This window comes from Lysobacter sp., from assembly GCA_013141175.1.
Lineage (GTDB): Bacteria > Pseudomonadota > Gammaproteobacteria > Xanthomonadales > Xanthomonadaceae > Lysobacter_I.
Map to the genome: position 1 here is coordinate 3,254,414 of JABFRN010000001.1, position 21,733 is coordinate 3,276,146.

The 21,733-nt window shown below is 66.8% G+C and carries 23 protein-coding genes; 17 read left to right on the plus strand and 6 right to left on the minus strand.

Going from position 1 to position 21,733, the window contains the following annotated elements:
• Positions 1 to 10 precede the first annotated feature (10 nt).
• The 4 genes from HOP03_14285 to HOP03_14300 all read right to left on the minus strand — a co-directional run bounded on the left by HOP03_14285 (position 11) and on the right by HOP03_14300 (position 4,522).
• The gene (locus HOP03_14285; GenBank protein ID NOT89330.1) at positions 11 to 496 is read right to left on the minus strand and encodes a hypothetical protein; all 486 of its coding nucleotides are present in this window, start codon (positions 494 to 496) and stop codon (positions 11 to 13) included.
• A gap of 76 nt (positions 497 to 572) precedes the next feature.
• Positions 573 to 2,543: a DUF3488 domain-containing transglutaminase family protein gene (locus tag HOP03_14290; protein ID NOT89331.1), complete on the minus strand. Its 1,971-nt coding sequence runs from the start codon at positions 2,541 to 2,543 to the stop codon at positions 573 to 575.
• A complete protein-coding gene (locus HOP03_14295) occupies positions 2,536 to 3,507 on the minus strand; it encodes a DUF58 domain-containing protein (GenBank protein NOT89332.1) in 972 nt (323 codons plus the stop codon). Before HOP03_14295 ends, HOP03_14290 begins: the two co-directional genes overlap by 8 nt.
• An 88-nt stretch (positions 3,508 to 3,595) precedes the next feature.
• On the minus strand, positions 3,596 to 4,522 hold the full coding sequence (locus tag HOP03_14300) for an AAA family ATPase (protein ID NOT89333.1): 927 nt from the start codon (positions 4,520 to 4,522) through the stop codon (positions 3,596 to 3,598).
• 91 nt (positions 4,523 to 4,613) lie between these two features.
• Between HOP03_14300 and HOP03_14305 the strand changes: the two genes are divergently transcribed.
• Positions 4,614 to 6,464, plus strand: coding sequence for a glycosyltransferase family 39 protein (locus HOP03_14305; GenBank protein ID NOT89334.1), 1,851 nt, complete (start codon positions 4,614 to 4,616; stop codon positions 6,462 to 6,464).
• A 64-nt stretch (positions 6,465 to 6,528) separates the two neighbouring features.
• Here the strand turns inward: HOP03_14305 and maf are convergent, their stop codons facing one another.
• On the minus strand, positions 6,529 to 7,107 hold the full coding sequence (gene maf / locus HOP03_14310) for a septum formation inhibitor Maf (protein ID NOT89335.1): 579 nt from the start codon (positions 7,105 to 7,107) through the stop codon (positions 6,529 to 6,531).
• A gap of 10 nt (positions 7,108 to 7,117) precedes the next feature.
• On the minus strand, positions 7,118 to 7,495 hold the full coding sequence (locus HOP03_14315; protein ID NOT89336.1) for a hypothetical protein: 378 nt from the start codon (positions 7,493 to 7,495) through the stop codon (positions 7,118 to 7,120).
• Positions 7,496 to 7,638: 143 nt separating this feature from the next.
• Between HOP03_14315 and HOP03_14320 the strand changes: the two genes are divergently transcribed.
• The 16 genes from HOP03_14320 to HOP03_14395 all read left to right on the plus strand — a co-directional run bounded on the left by HOP03_14320 (position 7,639) and on the right by HOP03_14395 (position 21,631).
• Positions 7,639 to 8,166 carry a DUF177 domain-containing protein gene (locus tag HOP03_14320; protein NOT89337.1) on the plus strand — a complete coding sequence of 176 codons (528 nt, stop codon included), beginning with the start codon at positions 7,639 to 7,641 and terminating at the stop codon, positions 8,164 to 8,166.
• A gap of 98 nt (positions 8,167 to 8,264) precedes the next feature.
• On the plus strand, positions 8,265 to 8,459 hold the full coding sequence (rpmF, locus tag HOP03_14325) for a 50S ribosomal protein L32 (GenBank protein ID NOT89338.1): 195 nt from the start codon (positions 8,265 to 8,267) through the stop codon (positions 8,457 to 8,459).
• A gap of 147 nt (positions 8,460 to 8,606) precedes the next feature.
• Entirely contained in the window at positions 8,607 to 9,587 is a 981-nt protein-coding gene (locus HOP03_14330; GenBank protein ID NOT89339.1) for a ketoacyl-ACP synthase III, read from the plus strand.
• Between the two features lie 91 nt (positions 9,588 to 9,678).
• Complete coding sequence (gene fabD / locus HOP03_14335) at positions 9,679 to 10,716, plus strand: ACP S-malonyltransferase (GenBank protein NOT89340.1); 1,038 nt, start codon at positions 9,679 to 9,681, stop codon at positions 10,714 to 10,716.
• Positions 10,717 to 10,765: 49 nt separating this feature from the next.
• Positions 10,766 to 11,527: a 3-oxoacyl-ACP reductase FabG gene (gene fabG, locus HOP03_14340; protein ID NOT89341.1), complete on the plus strand. Its 762-nt coding sequence runs from the start codon at positions 10,766 to 10,768 to the stop codon at positions 11,525 to 11,527.
• Positions 11,528 to 11,697: 170 nt separating this feature from the next.
• Positions 11,698 to 11,937 (plus strand): acyl carrier protein, encoded by a 240-nt coding sequence (gene acpP / locus HOP03_14345; protein ID NOT89342.1) that lies wholly within the window; start codon positions 11,698 to 11,700, stop codon positions 11,935 to 11,937.
• Positions 11,938 to 12,099: 162 nt separating this feature from the next.
• Positions 12,100 to 13,338 (plus strand): beta-ketoacyl-ACP synthase II, encoded by a 1,239-nt coding sequence (gene fabF, locus HOP03_14350; protein ID NOT89343.1) that lies wholly within the window; start codon positions 12,100 to 12,102, stop codon positions 13,336 to 13,338.
• 22 nt (positions 13,339 to 13,360) lie between these two features.
• Positions 13,361 to 14,812 (plus strand): aminodeoxychorismate synthase component I, encoded by a 1,452-nt coding sequence (locus HOP03_14355; protein NOT89344.1) that lies wholly within the window; start codon positions 13,361 to 13,363, stop codon positions 14,810 to 14,812.
• Positions 14,809 to 15,666 carry an aminodeoxychorismate lyase gene (gene pabC, locus HOP03_14360; GenBank protein NOT89345.1) on the plus strand — a complete coding sequence of 286 codons (858 nt, stop codon included), beginning with the start codon at positions 14,809 to 14,811 and terminating at the stop codon, positions 15,664 to 15,666. The genes HOP03_14355 and pabC overlap by 4 nt, the downstream gene beginning before the upstream one ends.
• A 41-nt stretch (positions 15,667 to 15,707) precedes the next feature.
• A complete protein-coding gene (gene mltG / locus HOP03_14365; protein NOT89346.1) occupies positions 15,708 to 16,760 on the plus strand; it encodes an endolytic transglycosylase MltG in 1,053 nt (350 codons plus the stop codon).
• Entirely contained in the window at positions 16,757 to 17,440 is a 684-nt protein-coding gene (locus HOP03_14370) for a dTMP kinase (GenBank protein NOT89347.1), read from the plus strand. The genes mltG and HOP03_14370 overlap by 4 nt, the downstream gene beginning before the upstream one ends.
• Before the next feature lie 10 nt (positions 17,441 to 17,450).
• Complete coding sequence (locus HOP03_14375; protein NOT89348.1) at positions 17,451 to 18,515, plus strand: DNA polymerase III subunit delta'; 1,065 nt, start codon at positions 17,451 to 17,453, stop codon at positions 18,513 to 18,515.
• Positions 18,512 to 18,874, plus strand: coding sequence for a pilus assembly protein PilZ (locus HOP03_14380; GenBank protein ID NOT89349.1), 363 nt, complete (start codon positions 18,512 to 18,514; stop codon positions 18,872 to 18,874). Before HOP03_14375 ends, HOP03_14380 begins: the two co-directional genes overlap by 4 nt.
• A gap of 367 nt (positions 18,875 to 19,241) precedes the next feature.
• A complete protein-coding gene (locus HOP03_14385; protein ID NOT89350.1) occupies positions 19,242 to 19,871 on the plus strand; it encodes a DUF938 domain-containing protein in 630 nt (209 codons plus the stop codon).
• A gap of 261 nt (positions 19,872 to 20,132) precedes the next feature.
• Complete coding sequence (locus tag HOP03_14390) at positions 20,133 to 20,513, plus strand: hypothetical protein (GenBank protein ID NOT89351.1); 381 nt, start codon at positions 20,133 to 20,135, stop codon at positions 20,511 to 20,513.
• Positions 20,514 to 20,632: 119 nt separating this feature from the next.
• Complete coding sequence (locus tag HOP03_14395) at positions 20,633 to 21,631, plus strand: hypothetical protein (protein NOT89352.1); 999 nt, start codon at positions 20,633 to 20,635, stop codon at positions 21,629 to 21,631.
• Positions 21,632 to 21,733: the final 102 nt, after the last annotated feature.

The following is a 21,733-nucleotide window of genomic DNA, read 5'->3' on the forward strand; positions in this document are numbered from 1 at the left end:
GCCGGGGCGATCACCACCAGCCCCACCACGGCCACGGGCCCGGGCGGGCAATCACATCGACGCGTTCGCGTACCGGCCACAGATAGACGACATCGGCGGCGAGCCGGGGGAAGCGGTAATCGTATTCGCCGATCTTGCGGTTTTCGTAGCCATCGACGCGGCCGGTGAAGGTGACTTCACGGGTATCGGTGAACAGCGCGGGGTCGTAGAAACCGCTGCGGCAGGCGATGAAGCGACCGCGGGTATCGTCGGCGGCCCAGTACGGCCGGCCGGAGGCGTCGAGACGGGTCGAGAGCACCTCGAAACAGGTGCGGTCGGTGAGCGGTTCGGTGCGAACGATGCGACCGCCCCAACGCACGACGGCACCGGTGCTGTCCTGTTCGATCGCATCGTGCGGCGACACGTCGGCGAACTCGCCGCGCAGGGGTTTGGTCTGGGTGACGCAGCCGGCGAGGGCGACGGCCAACGCGGCGATGACGAAGGTGCGTGCGTGCATGAATGTCTCCGGAAAATTCATATCGGTGCAGTCGAGATAGATGCCATCAAGAGCGGTGTCGTCGAATTCTGGGGCGTCAGGGCCGATGCTTTCGCAGGTCGCGGATCAACCCCTCCGCACCAGCGATGCCGCCATGATCGCGAGCGTACCGCCAATCGACGAAACGTGCGCTGAGCCGGCGCAAGGATTCCGCCTGCGGTCGCGCCGCGATGACCCGTTCCACCCAGATCGCGGCCGGTTCATGCGAAGCGCGAGCGAGCCCGAGCCGGCGGTAGCGTCGTTCCAGACGGTGCCAGGCGCGCAGCACCGGGTCGCGTTCGCGCTCCTGCCGGGTGGTCAGCCAGAGCATGCCCACCATCGCCAGCACGGTCGCGAGCACGAACAGTTGAATCAATCTGGCCGAATCGAGGTCCGGCACGCCGAAGGATTCCAGCAGCCGGCGCTGGCGCGCGGCGTTGTAGCCGAGCACGAAATCGTTCCAACTGCGACGCATCCAATCGCCGACGTTGAACACGGGCGTCAGTCCGACGAAACCGCCGAGGGCACCCGGCCTGCGGTCGGCGATGGTGTCGTAGATGCGCTCCGGTGCGACCGCCGCCGTCGGGTCCACGCGCACCCAGCCGCGGCCGTCCAGCCAGACTTCGGCCCAGGCATGGGCGTCGGAGCGGCGCACGAGCCAATAATCGCCGACCGGGTTTCGATAGCCGCCGACATAACCGGTGACCACCCGCGCCGGGATGCCGGCCGAGCGCATCAGCACCACGAATGCGCCGCTGTAGTGCTCGCAGAACCCGGCTTTTTCGTCGAAGAGGAATTCGTCGACGGTGTTGCGACCGAGCAGCGGGGTATCGAGGGTGTAGGCGAACTCGGTGCGGATCCATGCGAGTGCGCGTTTGACGATGGCGTTGTCGCTGGCCGCCGTGGAGGGTCCGGCTTCGCGGCGCCAGGCGTCGGCCAGGGCACGGGTGCGCGGGTTGTAGCCTGGCGGCAGGCGCAGGGCGAGTCGCCGCAGCGCGGGATGCAGACCGGTTCGAGTGGGATCGGTTGCCAATGCCGCCCGTGGCGCCGAGCGCATCCGCCAGCGGGTGATGCCATTCAGCGGCTCGTCGCTGCGCAGGCTGAAATCCTTGCCGAGCTGCGATCCGGACGGTGCGGCGAGCGGCAGTTCCAGCGCGACCAATTGGTTGCGTTCGGTCGGTTCGATCTCCAGCACGTACTCGTAGCGTTTCGGTCCCGGTGCGGTGTCCGTGCGCCCCATCGATCGCGACCATTCCACCGCCGTCCAACTGCGGCCGTCGAAATCCCACAGCACCGGTCCGCGCCAGTACATCTGCGATGGCGGCGGCGCTGCGCCGATGAAGGTCGCCCGCAGCGCGGGCGTGTCGTCGGCGACCAGATCGATCCAATCGCCCGGCGTCATCCGGTCCGACAGCCCCGGGCGGGACAGCGCGCGCTCGGGCACGCCCCACATCGGCACGCTGAAGCGCGGAAACAGCCAGAACACCACCAGCGCCAGCGGCAGTCCGATGGCGATCATCCGCGCGACGGTGGCGAACCGTCGCCAGGGTTTGTCCGTCGATGACAGCTCGCCGACTTCGATATCGGTGAGTTTCAACAGTGCCGCCAGCACGGTCACCGCCGCGATCAACCCGAGCGTCAACGGCAGCGGCCCCTGATCCAGCAGGAAGGTCGCGAACGGCGCGAACAGCGCGAAACCCAGCAGGCTGCGGGCATCGCGCAGACTGCGCATTTCCACCGGTTTCAGCGCGAGCATGGTCGCCAGCAGCGCGCAGCCGGTGTCGCGCCCGAAGCGGAATTCGTAGCGGGTCATCACCGTGCCCATCAGGGCCACGATCAGCAGGAGTCGCAGCCAGCCGGGTGCGCGGCCGTCGCGCACGAGCAACGGAATGGCGACCGCGACGGCGCCGATGCCCACCCCCAGCAATGGCGGCACCTGCAGCAGCAACGGCAGCAGGCAGGCGGCTGCCGCAGCGAGTGTCCAGCGTCGGGCGATGGGGTCGAGTGGCGGCGCGCTCCGATCAGCCACGGCCCACAGCCTCCGGCATCAGCGCCAACGCCTTCAGGCACGCATGCCGATGCGCATTGCCCTGCGCCGGCCCCAGCGGCGGCTGCCCCGGCAACACCAGCCGATAGCGACGACCATCGCGTTCGGCTTCGTCGACCCAGCGGGCAAGGCGGCGGATGCGCGCTTCGTAAGGCAGCGCATTCAATTCACGCCAATCCAGATCGATATCGGCGCCGAGCGGTTGTTCGTATTCGCGCACCAGCAATTCATCGCGCCGCGCCGAGGGTTTCCAAGCGATCGCGCGACGCGAATCGCCGCGACGGTACGTGCGCAGGTGATGCACATCGTCGCCGCTGGGATGCATGCGCGCGATGGCTTGATCGCCACCGCCTTCCGGCAGGGGCGGGCCGTGCGCTTCGGGTGCCGGATACACCAGCAGCGGCGCTTCCGGCCATACGTAGCTCCAGGCCACCACCACGCCCAGTGGACGCGTCGTGGAGATGCGCAGGCGCCCGGGTTCCAGCCAGCCGCGACGCTCGGTGGGTAGTTCGATCACCGCTTCGCCCGCGCCTTGCCGCAGCGACAGGAATGCGGCATGCCCGCCCGAAGCGATGCGCAGCCCGCGACGCTCGCGCCCGGGTTCGGCGCGCGCATGCACGCGCAGTTGCAGCGGCTTGCCTGCGCCGACCGGCTCGGCGCCGATCGCGACGATGCTCAATCCCGATAATTGCAGATGCGCGGCGAACAGACCGGTGTGGGCGGCGCCACCCAGCAGCAGCGCCAGCATCAGTGCGGGATTGTTGTTGTAGTTCAGCGCGCCCAGCAGCATCGCCACCAGCAATGCACTGAAAAACAGCCCGAAACCGGTCGGCAACACGTAGACGCGTCGACGGTCGAAACGCACCGGCAGCGATTCGGGCGCGCGCGGTGTGATCCATTTCGCCGCGCGGCGTTCGATCCAGGCGCGCAGACCCGCGTTGGTCATGCGTGCCCCTCACCCTCGCTCGCGCCACCCTCTCCCTGTATCGCGGGGAGAGGGTGGCCGGAGGCCGGGTGTGGGGCAGGGGGCCCCATCAATCCACCGCCACCGCATGCAGGATCGACTTCGCCAGCGTCGCACCGTCGCCACTGTCGGCATCCGCGACCAGGCGATGCGCGGCCACCGAAATGAACAACGTCTGCACGTCTTCGGGCAGCGCGTGCGCGCGTCCGAGCAGCAGTGCGTGCGCGCGCGCGGCGCGCAGCAGCGCCAGACCGGCACGCGGCGACAGCCCCACGCGAACGCCGGGGTGGTGACGGCTGCGTGTCATCAATTTCTGCACATACGCGATCAGGGCTTCGCTGGCATGCACTTCGCTCACCGCGCGGCGCAGTGCACGCACGTCGTCGGCGCTCAGCACCGCTTCGCTGCGTGCGATCAGATCGCGGCGGTCGCTTCCGGAGAGCAGCGCGCGTTCGGCATCTTCCGGCGGATAGCCCAGATGCAGGCGCAGCAGGAAGCGGTCGAGCTGCGAGTCGGGCAGGGGATAGGTGCCGGCGAGATCGACCGGATTCTGGGTCGCGATCACGAAGAACGGGTCGGGCAACGGATGGGTGATGCCATCGACCGTGACCTGATGCTCCGCCATCGCTTCCAGCAGCGCGCTCTGGGTGCGCGGCGGCGCGCGGTTGATTTCGTCCGCCAGCAGCACCTGCGCGAACACCGGGCCGGGATGGAACTGGAAACTGCGCGCCTGGGCGTCGAACACCGACACACCGACGATGTCCGAGGGCAGTAGGTCGGAAGTGAACTGCACGCGCTGGAAGCCGAGGCCCAGACTCGCCGCCAGCGCATGCGCCAGCGTGGTCTTGCCCAGGCCCGGCAGGTCTTCGATCAGGACATGGCCATCGGACAGCAACGCGACGAAGGCCAGACGCACTTCCTGCGGTTTGCCCAGCACCAGTTGGTTGACCTGTGCCTGGGCGCGTTTGAGGGCATCGAGCAGCGCGTCGTTTAGCATGTACGGGGTTCGAAGACTGGCGTCACGGGATTCTCCGGGGTGTTGCGGACATTTTTCGGCAGTGTAACGAGACTACGCATTGAAACAGCAGGTGGATTCGACGAAGCGGACATTCATCGCGCTCTGGGCGGTTGCGACGCTCTGCAAGTGCGCGCTTGCCGCGTATCTGCCGCTGTTCGTGGATGAGGCGTTCTACTGGCAGGAAGGCCGTCATCCGGCCTGGGCATATTCGGACCTGCCCGGACTCAGCGCTTGGCTGACGCGAGCGGGCATCGAGCTGGGCGGCCACAATCTGCTCGGGTTGCGTTGGCCATTCCTCCTGATCGCAGCGCTGCTGCCGTGGTGGGTCGTGGCGATCGCGCGCCGCGAAACCGACACCGGATACGCCTGGCGAGCGGGCATGCTGGCGGTGCTGCTGCCGCTGCTCGGCACGCTGGGCGTGCTTGCGTTGCCGGATGTGCCGCTGGCGTTCGCGACGGTGCTGTGCCTCGACGCGGGCAGCCGGTTGATGCGCGGCGTGAGCTGGGTTGCGATTGCGCTGCTCGCCGCCGGCCTCGCGATCGGCGGGCTCACGCATTACCGCTTCGTCTCGGTGATCGGCGTCGGTTTCATCGTCATGCTGATGCTGCCCGAAGGGCGCCGCGCGCTGCGCGATGTGCGGGTGTGGCTGGCGGTCTCGGTCGGCGCGCTCGCGTGGCTGCCGCTGCTGCTGTGGAATCTCGACAACGCCGATGCCGGGCTGCGCTTCCAACTCGTCGATCGCCATCCATGGGCGTTCCATCCCGATGGCCTGCTGTTCGTCGCGGTGCAGACCTTGCTGGTGACGCCGCTGCTGCTGTTCGCGATGCTGCGCGCGGGATTCGCGCAAGGCGGGGCGACGCAGCCGGCCGGCGTGCGTTATCTCGCGTGGTCCGGGCTGCTGGTGTTGTCCGGTTTTTTCGCGCTGGGTTTTTTCGCCGACAGCGAACGGGTGAGTTTCCACTGGCCGCTGCCGGCGTATCTCGCGCTGTTGCCGCTGGCGCCGTTGACCCTGTCGCGCTGGTCCGGATCGATGCAACGGGCGACATGGACGTTGGCGCTGCTGGGTCTGATCGGAGGGCTCGGCTACTACGCAGCGGTGTCGTCGCCCGCGCTGCGCGAACGCGCGGCGGGCACCAAAGCGTATCCGTCGAATTTCGCCGGCTGGGACGTGTTGGCGCGCGACGTCGAAGCGATGCGCGCGCGGATGCCGGCGGGTACGCGGATCGTCGCCGACAACTTCAAGATCGGCGCCGAACTCGGGTTCGCGCTGGACGATGCAGACATCCCGGTACTCGATCATCCGCTCAACCGGCACCACGGCCGCGCGCCGCAGTTGATGCTGTGGGGATTGCAGTACGACCGCCGCGCGGGCCGCAACGATGTACCGGTCCTGCTGGTCGTGGGTGCCACCGATGTGAGTTATCGCGAGCAGTTGCAGCGTTATCACGACCTGTGCGCGATGGTCGGCCCGCTGCCGCCGCCGACGGTGCTCAATATCGATCGCGGCCGTCAGCGTTTTCTGCTGTTCGCGCTGCCATCCGTGCGCCCGGAAGGCGGCTGCACCGCGCCGGCGATGGCGTGGGTCGACACACCGGTGGCCGGTAACGCCGTTTCGCGCCGTTTCGCGCTGCAGGGCTGGGCATTCAAGGACGGCGTTGGGCTTGCGCGGATCGAGGTGTTGATCGATGGCCGGCCCGTTGCCGACGCCGAATACGGTATCGAGCGACCCGAAGTCGTCGGTTTCTGGCGGAAGTGGCGGGATGGGGGCTCCACCGATCCGCAGCAGCCGAAGGTGGGCTTCCGCGCGGACATCGATCTCGGCGCGCGCGCGCCGGGGACTTATTGGCTGCAGTTGCGCTTGCACGGCCGCGACGGCAGCGTCGAAGACTGGCCGCAGCAGGCGGTCGTGCTCGGCAGGTAGAGCGGCCTTCAGGCCGCCGCTTGTTTTCCCAAGGCAAGCAGTCGCCTGAAGGCCGTTCTACCTTTCATGGCACGACAAATCCCGCCTCGCGCAGCAATCGGGCGGTCGCGATCAACGGCAGGCCGACCAACGCGGTCGGATCGCGATTCTCGATCTCGTCGAACAGGGCGATCCCAAGGCCTTCGCATTTGAAACTGCCGGCGCAGTCCAGCGGCCGTTCGCGGACCACATAACGCTCGATTTCGTCGTCGTCCAGCGCGCGGAAGCGCACGGTCGTGATGTCGAGCGCCTGCAGCCTGTGCCCACCAGGGCCGGCGAGGCACAGCGCAGTCAGGAAGCGCACCTCACGGCCGGACATCGATTGGAGCTGTGCGACGGCGCCGGCATGGCTGCCGGGTTTGCCCAGCGGCCGGCCATCGAGCTCCGCGACCTGATCGGAGCCGATCACCCAGGTGTCGCGCGCCACGCTGGCGAGCACGGCTTCGGCCTTCGCCAGCGCCAGCCGCTCAGCCAGCGCCTGCGGAGATTCGCTGGTGCGGGGTGTCTCATCGACCTCGGGCCGGGCGATAGTGAAGGGAAGCCCGAAACGTCCCAGCAGAGCGCGACGGTAGATCGATGTCGAGGCGAGTACCAGGCTTGGCACGGGTGCCGGCTCAGGGGTGCGCGGTTCGGGCGCGTTCGACCAGCACCAGTTGCTGGTCGATCCGGATCCGCGCCTGCTCGATCGAGGTGCGGATCTCGTCGAGTGTCTGGACCGAGGCGGTCTCGCCGTGCTGCTGGAGCCACAGGCGCTGGCGCAGCATCTCCTGCAGCGCGCTGCGCACGGTGTCGTCCTCGTCGCCGGTGATGGCTTCGATCTCGGCTTTTGCGGTGCGCAGCCGGGCTTCGAGAGCGTCGGCGGCGTCCAGCAGTCGGGTCATGGCACGCTGGCGCGGAGTATCCCGGCGGAAGAAGCGCCAAGCGAATACCGAAGCGATAATGGCCACCGCGATCGAGGTGATGGTAACGGCAGGAACAGAGAAGGCGGTCACACGGCGGGCCCGGACGTGGGTGGACAGTCTGACGCGGCTCGCTCCGGCGGGCAAATCGCCGGTCGCGCCGGGTCGAAGCAAGCCGGACTCGCACCGCTTCCGGGTTTGACAGTGCGGGGCCCGCCCCCTACCATTCCGCGCTTATGTCCGCTGAAGTGCCCGAAACCTTGGACGCTTGGCGCATGGTGGCAGCCCGGCGCAGCTTCGATGGCCGGCTTCCGCTGGCCGCGATGGCCCGCCTCCGCGATCTGTTGGCCGATACCGAGGGCGAAGCGCGCTTCTCTCTGGAGTTCGACCAGGATGTACTGCAGATTCCGTACGCGGAACTGCGGGTCGATGCCGAGTTGCCGTTGATCTGCCAGCGCAGTCTGCAGCGTTTCTTGCAGCCGGTGTCGCTGGTCCAGCGGTTCGGGTTGGTACGCGGGGGCGATGGCGGTACCGAAGCGGAGGATGTCGAGGCTTCGCTGCTGCCGGACTATGAAGTACTGCAACTGGCCGAGGATGGTCTGTTGCGGCCGGCGGAGCTGGTCGAGGACGAGTTGATCCTCGCCGTACCGCTGGTGCCGGTGCAGCCTGGCAGCGAGTCGGTCGAGCGCGACTGGCCGGTGACGGCAGAAGAAGAAGTGCGTACCAATCCGTTCGCGGCGTTGGCGGCACTGAAAAAAACCTGAGAAACATCATTCAAAGAAAGGCGCCAACAGCCGATCCCCACGGAATCGGACACCAACGACTTTCGCGACATTCACGTTATTGAGGCTGGAGCAATCCCATGGCAGTGCAGAAATCCCGAGTCACTCCTTCCCGTCGTGGCCAGCGTCGTTCGCACGACGCCCTGACCGCCAAGCAACTGGCCACCGACCCGACCTCGGGCGAAGTCCATCTGCGGCATCACATCACCAAGGACGGCTACTATCGCGGTCGCCAGGTGATCGCGCCGAAGGCAAAGATTGCCGACGAAGAATGATGATTGCGGCGTGCATGCGCCGGAATCGTTCCCGTCGTCGATGAGGCAGATGCCGCATCACGCCGAATCAGCGCAGCCGGCATCGCTGGCTTGCGGAATCGACGCGGCCGTCTCGGCCGCGTTGTTTCGACAGGGGCAACAGCTGGCATGAGCAAGCAGATCTACGCGCGTATCGCAGGTACCGGCAGCTATCTGCCCGAAAAAATCCTGACCAACGACGATCTCGCCAAATTCGTCGACACCAGCGACGAGTGGATCACGTCGCGCAGCGGCATCCGCCAGCGCCACGTCGCTGCGGAGGGCGAAACCACCTCCGATCTCGGCTATTTCGCCGCCTTGCGCGCGATGGAAGCCGCGGGCGTCACTCCCGAAGAACTCGATCTGATCATCGTCGGCACCACCACGCCCGACGTGATTTTCCCCTCGACCGCTTGCCTGATCCAGCACCGGCTCGGTGCCGATGGTTGCGCTGCGTTCGACGTCAACGCCGCCTGTTCCGGCTTCATCTATGCGTTCACCGTCGCCGACAAGTTCATCCGCTCCGGCGCGTCGAAAACGGTGCTGGTGATCGGCGCGGAAACGCTGACCCGGATGATCGACTGGTCCGATCGCACCACCTGCGTGCTGTTCGGCGACGGTGCCGGTGCGGTCGTGCTCAAGGCCGACGAAGAGACCGGTATCCTCAGTACCCATCTGCACGCCGATGGCGGCAAGAAGGAACTGCTGTGGAACCCGGTCGGCGTCTCGGTCGGCTTCAAGCCGGAAGAACACAACGTCGGCGTGCGCATCAAGATGGCCGGCAGCGAAGTGTTCAAGCACGCGGTCAAGGCGATGGATTCGGTGGCCGAGGAAACGCTCGAAGCCAATGGCATCGACTGTCACGACATCGATTGGCTGATTCCGCACCAGGCCAATCTGCGGATCATCGAATCCACCGCAAAACGTCTCGACATGCCCATGGAACGCGTCATCGTGACCGTCGACAAGCATGGCAACACCTCTTCCGGTTCGGTGCCGCTGGCGCTGGACGAAGCGGTGCGCTCGGGCCGGATCCAGCGGGGCCAGCTGGTGCTGCTCGAAGCGTTCGGCGGCGGGTTCACGTGGGGATCGGCGCTGCTGCGTTACTGAGGCCGCCCGGCCTTTCCGGGGAAGCCGTCGCGACCGCGAGGACGCGGCGGCTTTCTGCTGTCGGGGTCGCGCTGATGCCGCGTTTCGCGGCATGTCCTACATACGCCGTCGTACAGACAGACAGCGGGGTTCGCCCGTATCATCGCCTTCCGCATTCGAGCTGGAACACTGCGTGAGCGAACCCCAAGCGGCCGATCCGACCCTGGCCTTCGTGTTTCCCGGACAGGGCTCGCAGTCCATCGGCATGCTCGCCGAGTTGTCCGAGCGCTATTCCTCGATCCACGAGAGCTTCGCGGAAGCCTCCGATGGCGCCGGTGTCGATCTCTGGGCGCTGTCGCAGGGCGGCCCGGAAGAACAGCTCAACCGCACCGAATTCACCCAGCCTGCCCTGCTCGCTGCCGGCGTCGCCGTGTGGCGACTGTGGCGGTCGCAGGGCGGGGCGATGCCGACTTTGCTCGCCGGCCACAGTCTCGGCGAATACAGCGCACTGGTCGCTGCCGGTGCGCTGTCGCTGCGCGAAGCCGCGCATCTGGTGCGCATCCGCGGGCAACTGATGCAGGACGCCGCGCCTGCCGGCAGCGGTGCGATGGCCGCGGTGATCGGCGCCGAAGACGATGTGGTCCGCGAAGCCTGCGCCGAGGCGTCGGGCAGCGAAGTCGTGGTGGCCGCCAATTTCAACGCGCCCGGGCAGGTCGTGATCGGCGGTCACGCTGCAGCGGTCGAGCGCGCCAGCGCGCTGCTGACTGGACGCGGTGCGCGCAAGATCGCGCGGCTCGCGGTCAGCGTGCCGTCGCATACGCCGCTGATGCGCGATGCGGCCAATCGCCTCGGCGAAGCGATGCACGGCGTCGATTGGCGCGAACCCACGCTGCAGGTGATCCAGAACGTCGATGCCGAAGTGCACGACGGCATCCAGGCGATCCGCGATGCGCTGGTGCGCCAGCTGTATCTGCCGGTGCAGTGGACCGCCTGCGTCGAAGCGCTGTCCGCGCGTGGCGTCGCGCGCGCCGCCGAATGCGGCCCGGGCAGAGTGCTCGGCGGGTTGATCAAGCGCATCGACAAGTCGATCGAGCACCGCGCGCTCGGCGCGCTGGACGATTTCGAGGCCACGTTGGAAGCCTGGCGTTGACCGCCCGTTTTCCGCGCGGCATCCAACTCATTTCCGAGACATGCATCCCATGACCAACGACACCACGCAGTACCGCCCGTTGAAAGGCGAGATCGCCCTCGTGACCGGTGCGAGCCGCGGCATCGGTGCCGCCATCGCCGACCTGCTTGCCGCGCAGGGCGCGACCGTGATCGGCACCGCCACTTCGGACAGCGGTGCGCAGGCGATCGGCGAGCGTCTCGCGCCGCTCGGCGGCCATGGCCGCAGGCTCGACGTGGTCGACGGCGCTGCGGTCGAGGCGTTGATCGACGGCATCTCAAAAGAGTTCGGACCGGTGTCCATCCTGGTCAACAACGCAGGCATCACCCGCGACAATCTGTTGATGCGGATGAAGGACGAGGAATGGCAGTCGATCCTCGACACCAATCTCACCAGCGTGTTCCGCACCAGCAAAGCGGTCATGCGCGGCATGATGAAGGCGCGCAAAGGCCGCATCGTCAATATCGCATCGGTCATCGGCGTGACCGGCAACGCGGGTCAGACCAACTACGCCGCCGCGAAGGCCGGCATCATCGCTTTCAGCAAATCGCTCGCGAAGGAGATCGGCTCGCGCGGTATCACCGTGAATGTGGTCGCGCCTGGTTTCATCGATACCGACATGACCCGTGCCATGCCCGAGGCGGCGAAGGAAGGCCTGATCGGCCAGATCGCCCTCGGTCGTCTCGGCGATGCCAACGACATCGCCCATGCGGTCGCGTTCCTGGCCGGCCCTGCGGCCGGCTACATCACCGGCGAGACGCTGCATGTCAATGGCGGGATGTACATGCCCTGATCCGCAGGCTCCGTTCCGCCGTCCGGCCCGCGTTCAGGACGCGTGTGCGGCGCTCTTGTCGATCGATGGTCGCCAAGTCATTGAATTGAAAAGGCACGTCCGGGCCTTTCCCGGACCCTGGTTTCCCTTACACTATCCACCGCAACATTTACCTCCCCGGAGCACAACCCATGAGCAGCATCGAAGAACGCGTCAAGAAAATCGTGATCGAACAACTTGGCGTCAAGGACGATGAAGTCACCAACAGCGCATCCTTCGTCGACGATCTCGGCGCGGACTCGCTCGATACCGTCGAACTGGTGATGGCCCTCGAAGAAGAGTTCGAATGCGAGATTCCGGACGAAGAGGCCGAGAAGATCACGTCGGTGCAGCAGGCCATCGACTACATCAAGTCTCACGTCAAGCCGTAAGCGTGCTTTGATCCTGCGCCCGGTCGATGGATCGGGCGACCGCCGGGGCCGCATCGCGGCCCTGCGCGTTTTGAGGGCGCGGAGCGATTCCGCGCGTCGCGACGCCTCCATCGCGTCGCGGGAATGTGTCGTCAAGTCCCTGCAGCGTTCGGGAGTAGAACAATGTCGAAGCGTCGCGTAGTGGTCACCGGTCTGGGCATCGTCTCGCCGTTGGGCAACGATCTGGCCAGTAGTTGGGATGGCATCGTCAACGGACGTTCCGGTATCTCCGATATCACCCATTTCGACGCCTCCGCGATGTCGACCCGGATCGCCGGCGAGGTCAAGGGCTTCGATCCCCTGGCGTGGATCGCGCCGAAGGACGTCAAGAAGATGGATGCCTTCATCCACTACGGCGTGGCCGCAAGCCTCATGGCGATGCGCGATTCCGGGCTCGAGGTGAACGAAGGCAACGCCGAGCGCATCGGTGCGATGATCGGTTCCGGCATCGGCGGCATCCTCGGTATCGAGGAGCAGACCATCAAGTACCACGAAGGCGGCCCACGCAAGATCTCGCCGTTCTACATTCCCAGCACCATCATCAACATGCTGCCGGGCCAGATCAGTCTGATGACCGGTATCCAGGGCCCGAATTTCTCTGCGGTATCGGCCTGCGCCAGCTCCAACCATTCCATCGGCATGGCGATGCGCACCATCCAGTACGGCGATGCGGACGTGATGATCGCCGGTGGCGCCGAGCGCGGTTCCAGTCCGACGTCGATCGGCGGGTTCTGCGCGATGAAAGCCATGTCGACCCGCAACGACGAACCCGCCCGCGCGTCCCGTCCCTGGGACAGGGACCGCGATGGTTTCGTGATGGGCGACGGTGCCGGTATCCTCGTCATCGAGGAATACGAACACGCCAAAGCGCGCGGCGCGCGGATCTATTGCGAACTGCTCGGCTTCGGCGCCGGTGCCGATGCGTTCCACATGACCGCGCCCAGCGAGAACGGCGATGGCCCGGCGCGCTGCATGGTCGCTGCGCTCAAGGATGCCGGCGTCCGTCCCGAGCAGGTCGGATATCTCAACGCCCATGGCACATCGACCGCGCTTGGCGATCTTGCGGAAACGCTTGCCATCAAACGCGCGCTCGGCGACTACGCTTTCAAGACCATGGTGTCGTCGACGAAATCGATGACCGGACATCTGCTTGGCGCTGCCGGCGGCGTGGAAGCGGTGTTCTCGGTGATGGCGCTGCGCACCGGCATCATTCCGCCGACGATCAATCTCGACGTGCCCGGCGAAGGCTGCGATCTGGATTACGTACCGAACGTCGCGCGCGAAAAGAAGATCGACATCGCGGTGTCGAACGGCTTCGGCTTCGGCGGCACCAACGGCACGCTGGTCTTCGGTCGACTGTAATTCCCTTCGAGATGTTGTCCGCATGATCGTCACCCGCGCGTTGCCTGCGGACTGCGATCTGTTGCGCTTGCATCGTCAGGCGCCCGAGCGCTATCCGCTGCTGCTGCAATCCACTTCCTCGTCCCTGCAGGCCGGGGATGCCCAGCATCGTTCGAGCACGCTTCGTTCAAGCCTGCTTCGTTCAAGCTTGTGTCGATGGGATCTGCTGCTGGTCGCCGACGGCGAAGCGCTGCGGCTCGATCGCGACGGTGAAGTCCGCGATCAGGACGATGTTGCGGTATCGGATCGAAGCGGAGGGAGCGATTTCCTCGCGCTGCTCGACGATCGCTGGCGCGCGCTGCGCACGCCGCGCGAAGAGCCGCGCTGGCCGTTCCGCGGCGGTTGGGCGCTGTTCCTGGCCTACGAACTCGCCGCGCAGGTCGAGCCGGTGCTGCGCCTGCCGCAGGCCGAAGGCGCATTGCCCGTCGCGCTTGCGCTGCGCTGTCCGGCGGCGGTGCTGCGCGATCACGCCACCGGCGAATGTTTCGCGATCGCGGAGCAGGATTCTGCGGCGATGCTGGATCGCATCCTCGCCGATGTCGATGCCGCCGATCCCGAACCGCTGCCGACGTGGCAAGCGCCACCGCCGCTGCACGACGATGCGCCCGATGCCTTCACCGCGGGCGTGTCGCGGATTCTCGATTACCTCGCTGCGGGCGATGTGTTCCAGGTCAATCTGTCGCGTGCGTGGCGCGCGCGCTTCGCGCTGGCGCTCGATCCCGCAGCGCTGTACGCGCGTTTGCGCACCGCCAGTCCGGCACCGTTCGCGGGACTGTTCGTGGGCGGCACGGCCGACGCGCCGTGGGCGGTGGTGAGCTCTTCGCCGGAACGACTGGTCTCGGTGCGTGGCGACGTGGTCGAAACCCGGCCGATCGCCGGCACCCGTCCGCGTTTCGAGGGCGACGACGACACCGCGCGCATCCGCGAACTCGTCGGTCATCCGAAAGAGCGCGCCGAGCACGTGATGCTGATCGATCTCGAACGCAACGACCTCGGTCGCGTCTGCGTGCCCGGCAGCGTCGAAGTCGATGAATTGATGACGGTCGAAAGCTATTCGCACGTGCACCACATCGTCAGCAACGTGCGCGGGCGGCTGCGCGAGGACGCTTCCCCCGGCGCGACGATCCGCGCGGTGTTTCCCGGCGGCACGATCACCGGCTGCCCGAAAGTGCGCTGCATGCAGATCATCGCCGAACTGGAAAACACCGGACGCGGCGCCTACACCGGAGCGTTCGGCTGGCTCAATCGCGATGGCGATCTGGATCTGAACATCCTGATCCGCAGCGCCGAAGTGGAGCGCGATGCGACGGGTGGCAGCACGCTGCGCTTCCGCACCGGCGCCGGCATCGTCGCCGACTCCGATCCGCAGCGCGAGCTCGACGAGACCCGCGCCAAGGCGCGCGGCCTGCTCAAAGCACTTGGGACCGAAGCGTGAGTGCGCGGCTGTTCGTCGGCGAAGCGCGCATCGAAGACGGGACCGATGCGGTGCTGGCTGAAGGTCGGGGTGTCGCTTACGGCGATGGCATCTTCGAAACCATGCGTGCGTGCGGCGGTTCGATTCCATGGTGGTCGGCGCATCGCACGCGGCTCGCGATGGGCGCGGCACGGCTGCGCATTCCGCTGCCGTCGACCGCCCGTCTCGACAGCGAGCTGCACGATTGGCTGTCGCTGCATCGCGACGCGGTGATCAAGCTCATCGTCACCCGTGGCAGCGGCGGGCGCGGCTATATGCCGATGCTGCAGGCGTCGCCGGCGTGGATGCTGATCGCCTCGGCGTTGCCGCCGCCGCCGCGCCCGGGCGGTCTGGTGTTGCGCTGGTGCGATACCCGCCTGTCGCGGCAGCCGCTGCTGGCCGGCATCAAACACTGCAACCGGCTCGAACAGATCCTGGCTCGCGCCGAGTGGAGCGACACCGGCATCGACGATGGCCTGATGCGCGACACCGAAGGCGAGGTCGTCGCCGCCACCGCCGCCAATCTGTTCGTGCTGCGCGAGGGCCGCTGGTGGACGCCGCCGCTGGACCACTGCGGCATCGCAGGGGTCTGTCGCGGCTGGGCGCTGCAGGCGCTGGCAGCGGGTGAGCGACGGCTTGGCATGGAGGACGTCGAAACCGCCGACGCGGTGGTCCTGTGCAACGCGGTGCGCGGTATCCTGCCGGTAGCGCGCCTCGGCGACCGCGTCTGGCCGCCGCATCCTGCGGTCGACGACATCCGTCGCCGTCTCGCCGCCGGGCATCCTGCCTTCGCTTGTCCGGCTTTCAACAACGCATCGAACGAGGACGCTCCGTGAGTGCAGCCCGCAAGAAGAAATCCCGCCTCGGCGTGCTCGCGCTGCTGTTCCTGGCGTTGATCGCGGTCGCGGTGGGCGCGTTCGGTTTCCTGGCCTACCAGCGCTATCTCGGTTTCGCCGATGCGCCGATGGCCGGCATCGACGACGGCGAGACGCTGATCGTCGCGTCCGGGGATTCGCTGCCGAAGGTGCTGCGCAAACTGCGCGCACTGGGCATCGAGACCCACGACTTCGAGTGGCGCGCATTGGCCAAGCAGATGGGCACCGCCGGCAGGATCCAGATCGGCGAGTACGCGCTGGAACCGGGCATGAGCCCGCGCGAATTGCTCGCGCACATGCGCGACGGCAAGGTCGTCAGCTACAGATTCACCATCGTCGAAGGCTGGAACATCCGCGACCTGCGCGCGGCGCTGGCCAAGGCGACGCCATTGAAGCAGGAAGGCGCACAGCTCGACGATGCCGCACTGATGCGCGCGCTGGATCTCGGCGCACAGCATCCCGAAGGCCGCTTCCTGCCGGAAACCTATCTGTACACCCGCGAAGACAGCGACCTCGACGTGCTCAAGCGCGCCGCCACCGCGATGGAGAAAGCGCTGGCCGACGCCTGGGCCACGCACGACAAGGGGTTGCCGCTGCAGACGGCCTACGAGTTGCTGACCCTGGCTTCGATCGTCGAGAAGGAAACCGGCGCACCCGAGGAACGCCCGCAGATCGCCGGTGTGTTCGTGCGCCGCCTGAAGGTGCCGATGCGGCTGGAGACCGATCCCACCGTGATCTACGGCATGGGCAGCGCCTACAGCGGCAACATCCGCCGTCGCGATCTCGACACCGACACGCCGTACAACACCTACACCCGAGACGGCCTGCCGCCGACGCCGATTTCCATGCCCGGCCGCGCCGCGCTGCAGGCCGCCGCGCATCCGGCGCCGGGCGATGCCATTTTCTTCGTGGCCATCGGCGATGGCAGCGGCCGTCATGTCTTCACCAGGACCTACGCCGAACACCAGACCGCAGTCGCCGACTATCTCAAGCGTTACCGCGCGCAGCGTGCAGGCGAACAGCGTGCCGGCGAGCAGCAGGCGCCCACGCAATGACCGCACTCGGCGACAACGGCCTCGAGCGCCATCCGCATTTCGTCTCGCTGGAAGGCGGCGAGGGCGCGGGCAAGACCACCGTGCTCAACGCATTGCGCGACGCGCTGCAGCAGGCCGGACACGACGTGGTGTCCACCCGCGAGCCCGGCGGCACGCCGATGGCCGAACAGATCCGCAACCTGCTGCTGAACGTGCCCGTCGACGGCGTGCAGCACGAACCGCCCGCCGCCGAAACCGAACTGCTGCTGATGTTCGCCGCGCGCGCGCAGCATGTGCGCGAAACCATCCTGCCGGCGCTCGCGCGCGGCGCGTGGGTGATCAGCGACCGCTTCACCGATTCCAGCTACGCCTACCAGGGCGGCGGACGCGGGATCGATCCCACCTTCATCGCCGAACTCGAGCACCACGTGGTCGGTATCCAGCCCGGGCTCACCCTGCTGCTCGATCTGGGCGTGGCGCAAGGTCGCGAGCGCACCCGTGGTCGCGATCTGTATCCAGATCGCATCGAGCGCGAGCGCGACGATTTCTTCGAGAAAGTGCGCGGCGCGTTCCTCGCCCGCGCGCGCGCCGAACCCGAACGCATGCGTGTGATCGACGCGACCCAATCGGCCGCCGAAGTCGCCGCCGACGCGGTCGCGATCCTGCGCATGTTCATCGCGCGCACGGAGTCGTCCGGATGAGCCAGCACACATGAGTCTGCAACTGCCCGCGTTCGCGCCCTGGCAACAGCGCATGTACGCGCAGACCACCGCCGCGCTCGACAGCGGTCGCCTTGGCCATGGCCTGCTGTTGTGCGGCCCTGCGCAGCTCGGCAAGCGCCTGCTGGCGGAACGGCTGGCCCAGCGCATGCTCTGCACCGCCCGCGACAGCGCAGGCGAACCCTGCGGCCATTGCCGCAGCTGTCAGCTGTTCGAGAACCGCTACCAGCGCGACCCCGCCGAGCAGCGCCCCGACGGCATGCCGGCGCATCCGTTCGGTCATTCCGGCCATCCGGACCTCACCTGCGTCGGCTACGAGTGGAACGACAAGGCGCGTCCGCCGCGCCTGCGCACCGAACTGGTGATCGAACAGATCCGGCTGATTTCGGAAAAACTCTCGCTCACCCCGCAATACGGCGGCGCGCAGATCGTCATCCTCGATCCCGCGGACGCCATCAACCACGCCGCCTGCAACGCGCTGCTGAAAACCCTCGAAGAACCGCAGCCCGGCCGCTATCTCTGGCTGATCAGCGCCAACCCCATGCGCTTGCCGGCCACCATCCGCAGCCGCTGCCAGCGGCTGGAGATGCGCCTGCCGCCGCTGGACGAAGCCCAGGCATGGCTGCTGGCCCAAGGCCATGCCGACGCCATCGCGCGCGAGGCGCTGACCGCCGCACGCGGCCACCCCGGGCTGGCCGACCGCTGGCTGCGCGATGGCGGCCTGGAACTGCGTCGCGAGATCGCCACCGACCTGCAGGCCATCGGTCGCGGCGACAAGTCGCCGCTCGACACCGCCAAACGCTGGGCCGACGCCGCCGATCTCGACCAGCGCCTGCGCCACGCCGCCGATCTGGCCCTGTCCGAAGCCGGGCGCTTGACCGATCCGATCAGAATCCGCACCCTCGCAATCTGGTTCGACGCCGCCAACCGCACCCGCGACCTGCTGCGGACCACGGTCCGCGCCGACCTCGCCCTTGCCGAACTGCTCGCGCAGTGGCGGGGTCCGGGCAAAGCAGCGGGTGGCGGGTCACAGCAGTCTTCTGGAGCACGACGATGAACGTCAAAGCGGCAAGCGGTGCCCGTCAGGGCATCCTCTCCCTCGCGGTGAAGGACAAGCACGCGCTGTTCCAGGCGTACATGCCCTTCATCAAACAGGGCGGCGTGTTCGTCCCCACCGCCAAGCGTTACTTCATCGGCGACGAAGTCTTCCTGCTGATGACCCTGCCCGAATCCACCGAGCGCCTGCCCGTCGCCGGCAAAGTCATCTGGGTCACCCCCGCGGGCGCGCAGGGCAACCGAGTCGCCGGCATCGGCGTGCAGTTCGCTGAAACCCCCGAAGGCGAAGCGGTGAAGAACAAGATCGAAGTGCTGCTCGCCGGCATCATGACCTCGGACAAGGCCACGCACACGATGTGAGTGCGCGTCGCTGCGACGCCGCCTTCATGCAGGAGCGGCGGCCGTGATGCCTTGTTCTCGTAGGAGGGGCTTCAGCCCCGAGCGTTTCTCCGCACGCCGGAGACATCCGTGAACGTGCCGATGAGAGGCAAAAGCAGCCCCTCATCCGTCGCTGCGCGCCACCTTCTCCCCGCAGGCGGGGAGAAGGAGAGCGAAACGCCGCCCTCTTCGGAACCATGCTGCGATGTTCCCCGGGCACTACCGTTCTTCTCCCCGGATCGCCGCACACACCGCTGTTCCCTCTCCCTGCGCATGGCGCGGGGAGAGGGTGGCCGATGGAATACGGCCTTCGGACCGGGGCTATGATGCTCGGCCCATTGCATCCGGCATCACGATGACGACCAAGCCGCATTCGCCCAGCTGCGACCGCAACCAGGATCCGATCCTGGCGGTGCTGCGCGAACATTTCGCCGATCGTCGTGAGGTGCTGGAGATCGGCAGCGGCACGGGGCAGCATGCGGTGCATTTCGCGGCGGCGATGCCGTGGCTGCGCTGGCAGTGCTCGGATCACGAGGACGGGTTGCCCGGCATCCGCCTTTGGCTGGACGAAGCGGGGCTGGCGAACACGCCGCCGCCGTTCGCGCTGCAGGCGGTGCTGGTGCCGCAACCGGGGCTGGCGCCGCCGGTGTCGTCGCGCTACGACGCGGTGTTCAGCGCCAACACGCTGCACATCATGGGGTGGCCGGAAGTGCAGGCGCTGTTCGCGGGCTTGGCGATGGCGCTCGCCGACGATGCGGTGCTGGCGGTCTACGGGCCGTTCAATGCGGGCGGCGATTTCACCAGCGAGAGCAACCGCGGGTTCGACGGGTGGTTGAAGGCGCGCGATCCGCGTTCGGGCATCCGCGATGTCGAGGCGGTGCGTGCGTTGGCCGAGGGCATCGGGCTGCGCCCGATCGCAGACCTTGCGATGCCGGCGAACAATCGGATGCTGGTGTGGCGGCGGGGTGGAGCGGGTTGAGCCCTGCGATCGCGGCCTCCGCGCAAAGCGGGTGTGCGATGCGGCGGACGCTGCGGTTTCGATCCCGGCACGCGGTTCCGCAGCGGGCGAATGCCTGACATTCCCGGGGCAATTCCGGGTCGTTTTCGCCGTTTCGGCCTGGAATCAAAGGGATACCACCTGTTTTCCGAGCGTGGCCCATGTCTAGATGGTTTCCGGCGCCGCTGCAGTCGGCGCCGTTTCCGGAAATCAACAGACTGGTCCAACCAAGGAGTTTTCTCGATGAAACGTATCCTGCTGTCGTTGTTGCTTGCGTTCGGCGTTGTTTCGGCCGCACAGGCCGTGCCGCCGTGCTACCCCGGGTCGGTGGTGAATGTCGGCCCCGCCCAGTACCTCAGCCCCACCTATCTCGGCAACTGGTGGGCCACGCACTTTGTCCCCGCGCCCGGGAACGTCGCCAACCAGCATTACTACGTGGCCTTCCATGCGAGCGACGAGCGCTGCAAGGCGCTCTACGGCCCGTCGGCCTGGGCGCAGATCACCGGTCCGTATGCGCTGACGAACACCACGAACGGCACGATCGCGGGCGGCGTCTACTTCCAGTGCAAGAAGTGCTCCAACGTGATGGAGCCGGCGCCGCACGATCCCGCCGAGGAAATGTAAGCGCCGATGCTCCGCAGACGCATGCGGAGCGTGCCAGGCACAGCGGACACGGCGGAATCCTCCGCCGTGTCCTTGATCCCCGCAGGAGAGTCCTGGGGGTTCCGGTCGCCGGAGACGGCGTGACAGATGCTGCGCAGTCGCAGTCGCAGTCGTGGACAGCAGACCCCGACGCGCAGGGCGATGGACGCCAGGAACGCCTGCAATCGTTCAAGGAAAAAGGAAACGTCATGAACAACAACCATCCAATCGTCAGACACCCTCGCAAGACCCACCGTTTCGCCCGACCGGCCGCATGGCTGCTGATGGCCATCGTCGCTTTCGCGGCGATGCCGGCATTCGCGCAGGTGACGTCCTCCGCCATGCGCGAAGATCCGGCATGCACCGCCAGCGTCACGATTTTCGAAGCCAAGCAGACCAGCGTGAATATCCGGATCGGATTCAAGTGGACGACATTCGGCGCCACCGCAGCGACGGCGGTGATCCGACTGTTTCCACAGGGCTCTTCGGTGCCGATCTATACCAGCGGCGGCATCTCGGTATCGCCGGTGGCATCTGGCAATCTGTATTTCCTGATCACACCACCCGGTCCGTATCCCTCGGGCACCTACAAGGCGCGGGTCACGCTGACCGCCAACTGCGGCGCCAGCAGCCAGTCCGAGGCGTTCTTCCCGTACTCGGGTGGCAGCGTCGTGCTGCAGCCGATCGTGCGCTGCGATACGCAGGCCACGGGCAATGGGCAGGTGTGGGGCCAGCAATGCCTCAGCTTCATCCCCAACGGCGCGGGCGGCTACACATTGAACAATACCGCTATTACCGATGGCGACCCGAGCGGCCAGAATCTGCAGCATCCGTTCCTGGGCGTGGGCTGCCAGACGTTCCGCAACGGCACCATGATCGAACAGTACGAAGTCGAGCACGTGCTGGGTTCGCAGCAGGGCAATATCGTCGAGTACGGCTTTTCCAACGGTGGTTTCTATCAGACCGGTACGACGCCGCAGGGCAATTACTTCACGCTGCCGACGACCGTGCCCGCCAACGGTGCGACCTACAGCCGCACCTGCCAGCATTGGGCCGGCTTCAATCTCGTGCAGACGACGGTCACCGCCACGGTGCAGTAATGCCGTGATGCGCTGATCGGAACGAAGGTCTGTCGCGGACGCGGCAGACCTTTTTCGTGTGGTGGCGATCGCCCTCGTTCTTGTTGCTTGCGTCGAAAGATC

What these genes read in the sequence shown, in the direction of transcription:
- HOP03_14285 (NOT89330.1), bottom strand. Translation starts at nt 496, where the DNA reads ATGCACGCACGCACCTTCGTCATCGCCGCGTTGGCCGTCGCCCTCGCC.
- HOP03_14295 (NOT89332.1), bottom strand. Translation starts at nt 3,507, where the DNA reads ATGACCAACGCGGGTCTGCGCGCCTGGATCGAACGCCGCGCGGCGAAA.
- HOP03_14300 (NOT89333.1), bottom strand. Translation starts at nt 4,522, where the DNA reads ATGCTAAACGACGCGCTGCTCGATGCCCTCAAACGCGCCCAGGCACAG.
- HOP03_14320 (NOT89337.1), top strand. Translation starts at nt 7,639, where the DNA reads ATGTCCGCTGAAGTGCCCGAAACCTTGGACGCTTGGCGCATGGTGGCA.
- rpmF (NOT89338.1), top strand. Translation starts at nt 8,265, where the DNA reads ATGGCAGTGCAGAAATCCCGAGTCACTCCTTCCCGTCGTGGCCAGCGT.
- HOP03_14330 (NOT89339.1), top strand. Translation starts at nt 8,607, where the DNA reads ATGAGCAAGCAGATCTACGCGCGTATCGCAGGTACCGGCAGCTATCTG.
- fabD (NOT89340.1), top strand. Translation starts at nt 9,679, where the DNA reads ATGTCCTACATACGCCGTCGTACAGACAGACAGCGGGGTTCGCCCGTA.
- fabG (NOT89341.1), top strand. Translation starts at nt 10,766, where the DNA reads ATGACCAACGACACCACGCAGTACCGCCCGTTGAAAGGCGAGATCGCC.
- acpP (NOT89342.1), top strand. Translation starts at nt 11,698, where the DNA reads ATGAGCAGCATCGAAGAACGCGTCAAGAAAATCGTGATCGAACAACTT.
- fabF (NOT89343.1), top strand. Translation starts at nt 12,100, where the DNA reads ATGTCGAAGCGTCGCGTAGTGGTCACCGGTCTGGGCATCGTCTCGCCG.
- HOP03_14355 (NOT89344.1), top strand. Translation starts at nt 13,361, where the DNA reads ATGATCGTCACCCGCGCGTTGCCTGCGGACTGCGATCTGTTGCGCTTG.
- HOP03_14370 (NOT89347.1), top strand. Translation starts at nt 16,757, where the DNA reads ATGACCGCACTCGGCGACAACGGCCTCGAGCGCCATCCGCATTTCGTC.
- HOP03_14375 (NOT89348.1), top strand. Translation starts at nt 17,451, where the DNA reads ATGAGTCTGCAACTGCCCGCGTTCGCGCCCTGGCAACAGCGCATGTAC.
- HOP03_14380 (NOT89349.1), top strand. Translation starts at nt 18,512, where the DNA reads ATGAACGTCAAAGCGGCAAGCGGTGCCCGTCAGGGCATCCTCTCCCTC.
- HOP03_14390 (NOT89351.1), top strand. Translation starts at nt 20,133, where the DNA reads ATGAAACGTATCCTGCTGTCGTTGTTGCTTGCGTTCGGCGTTGTTTCG.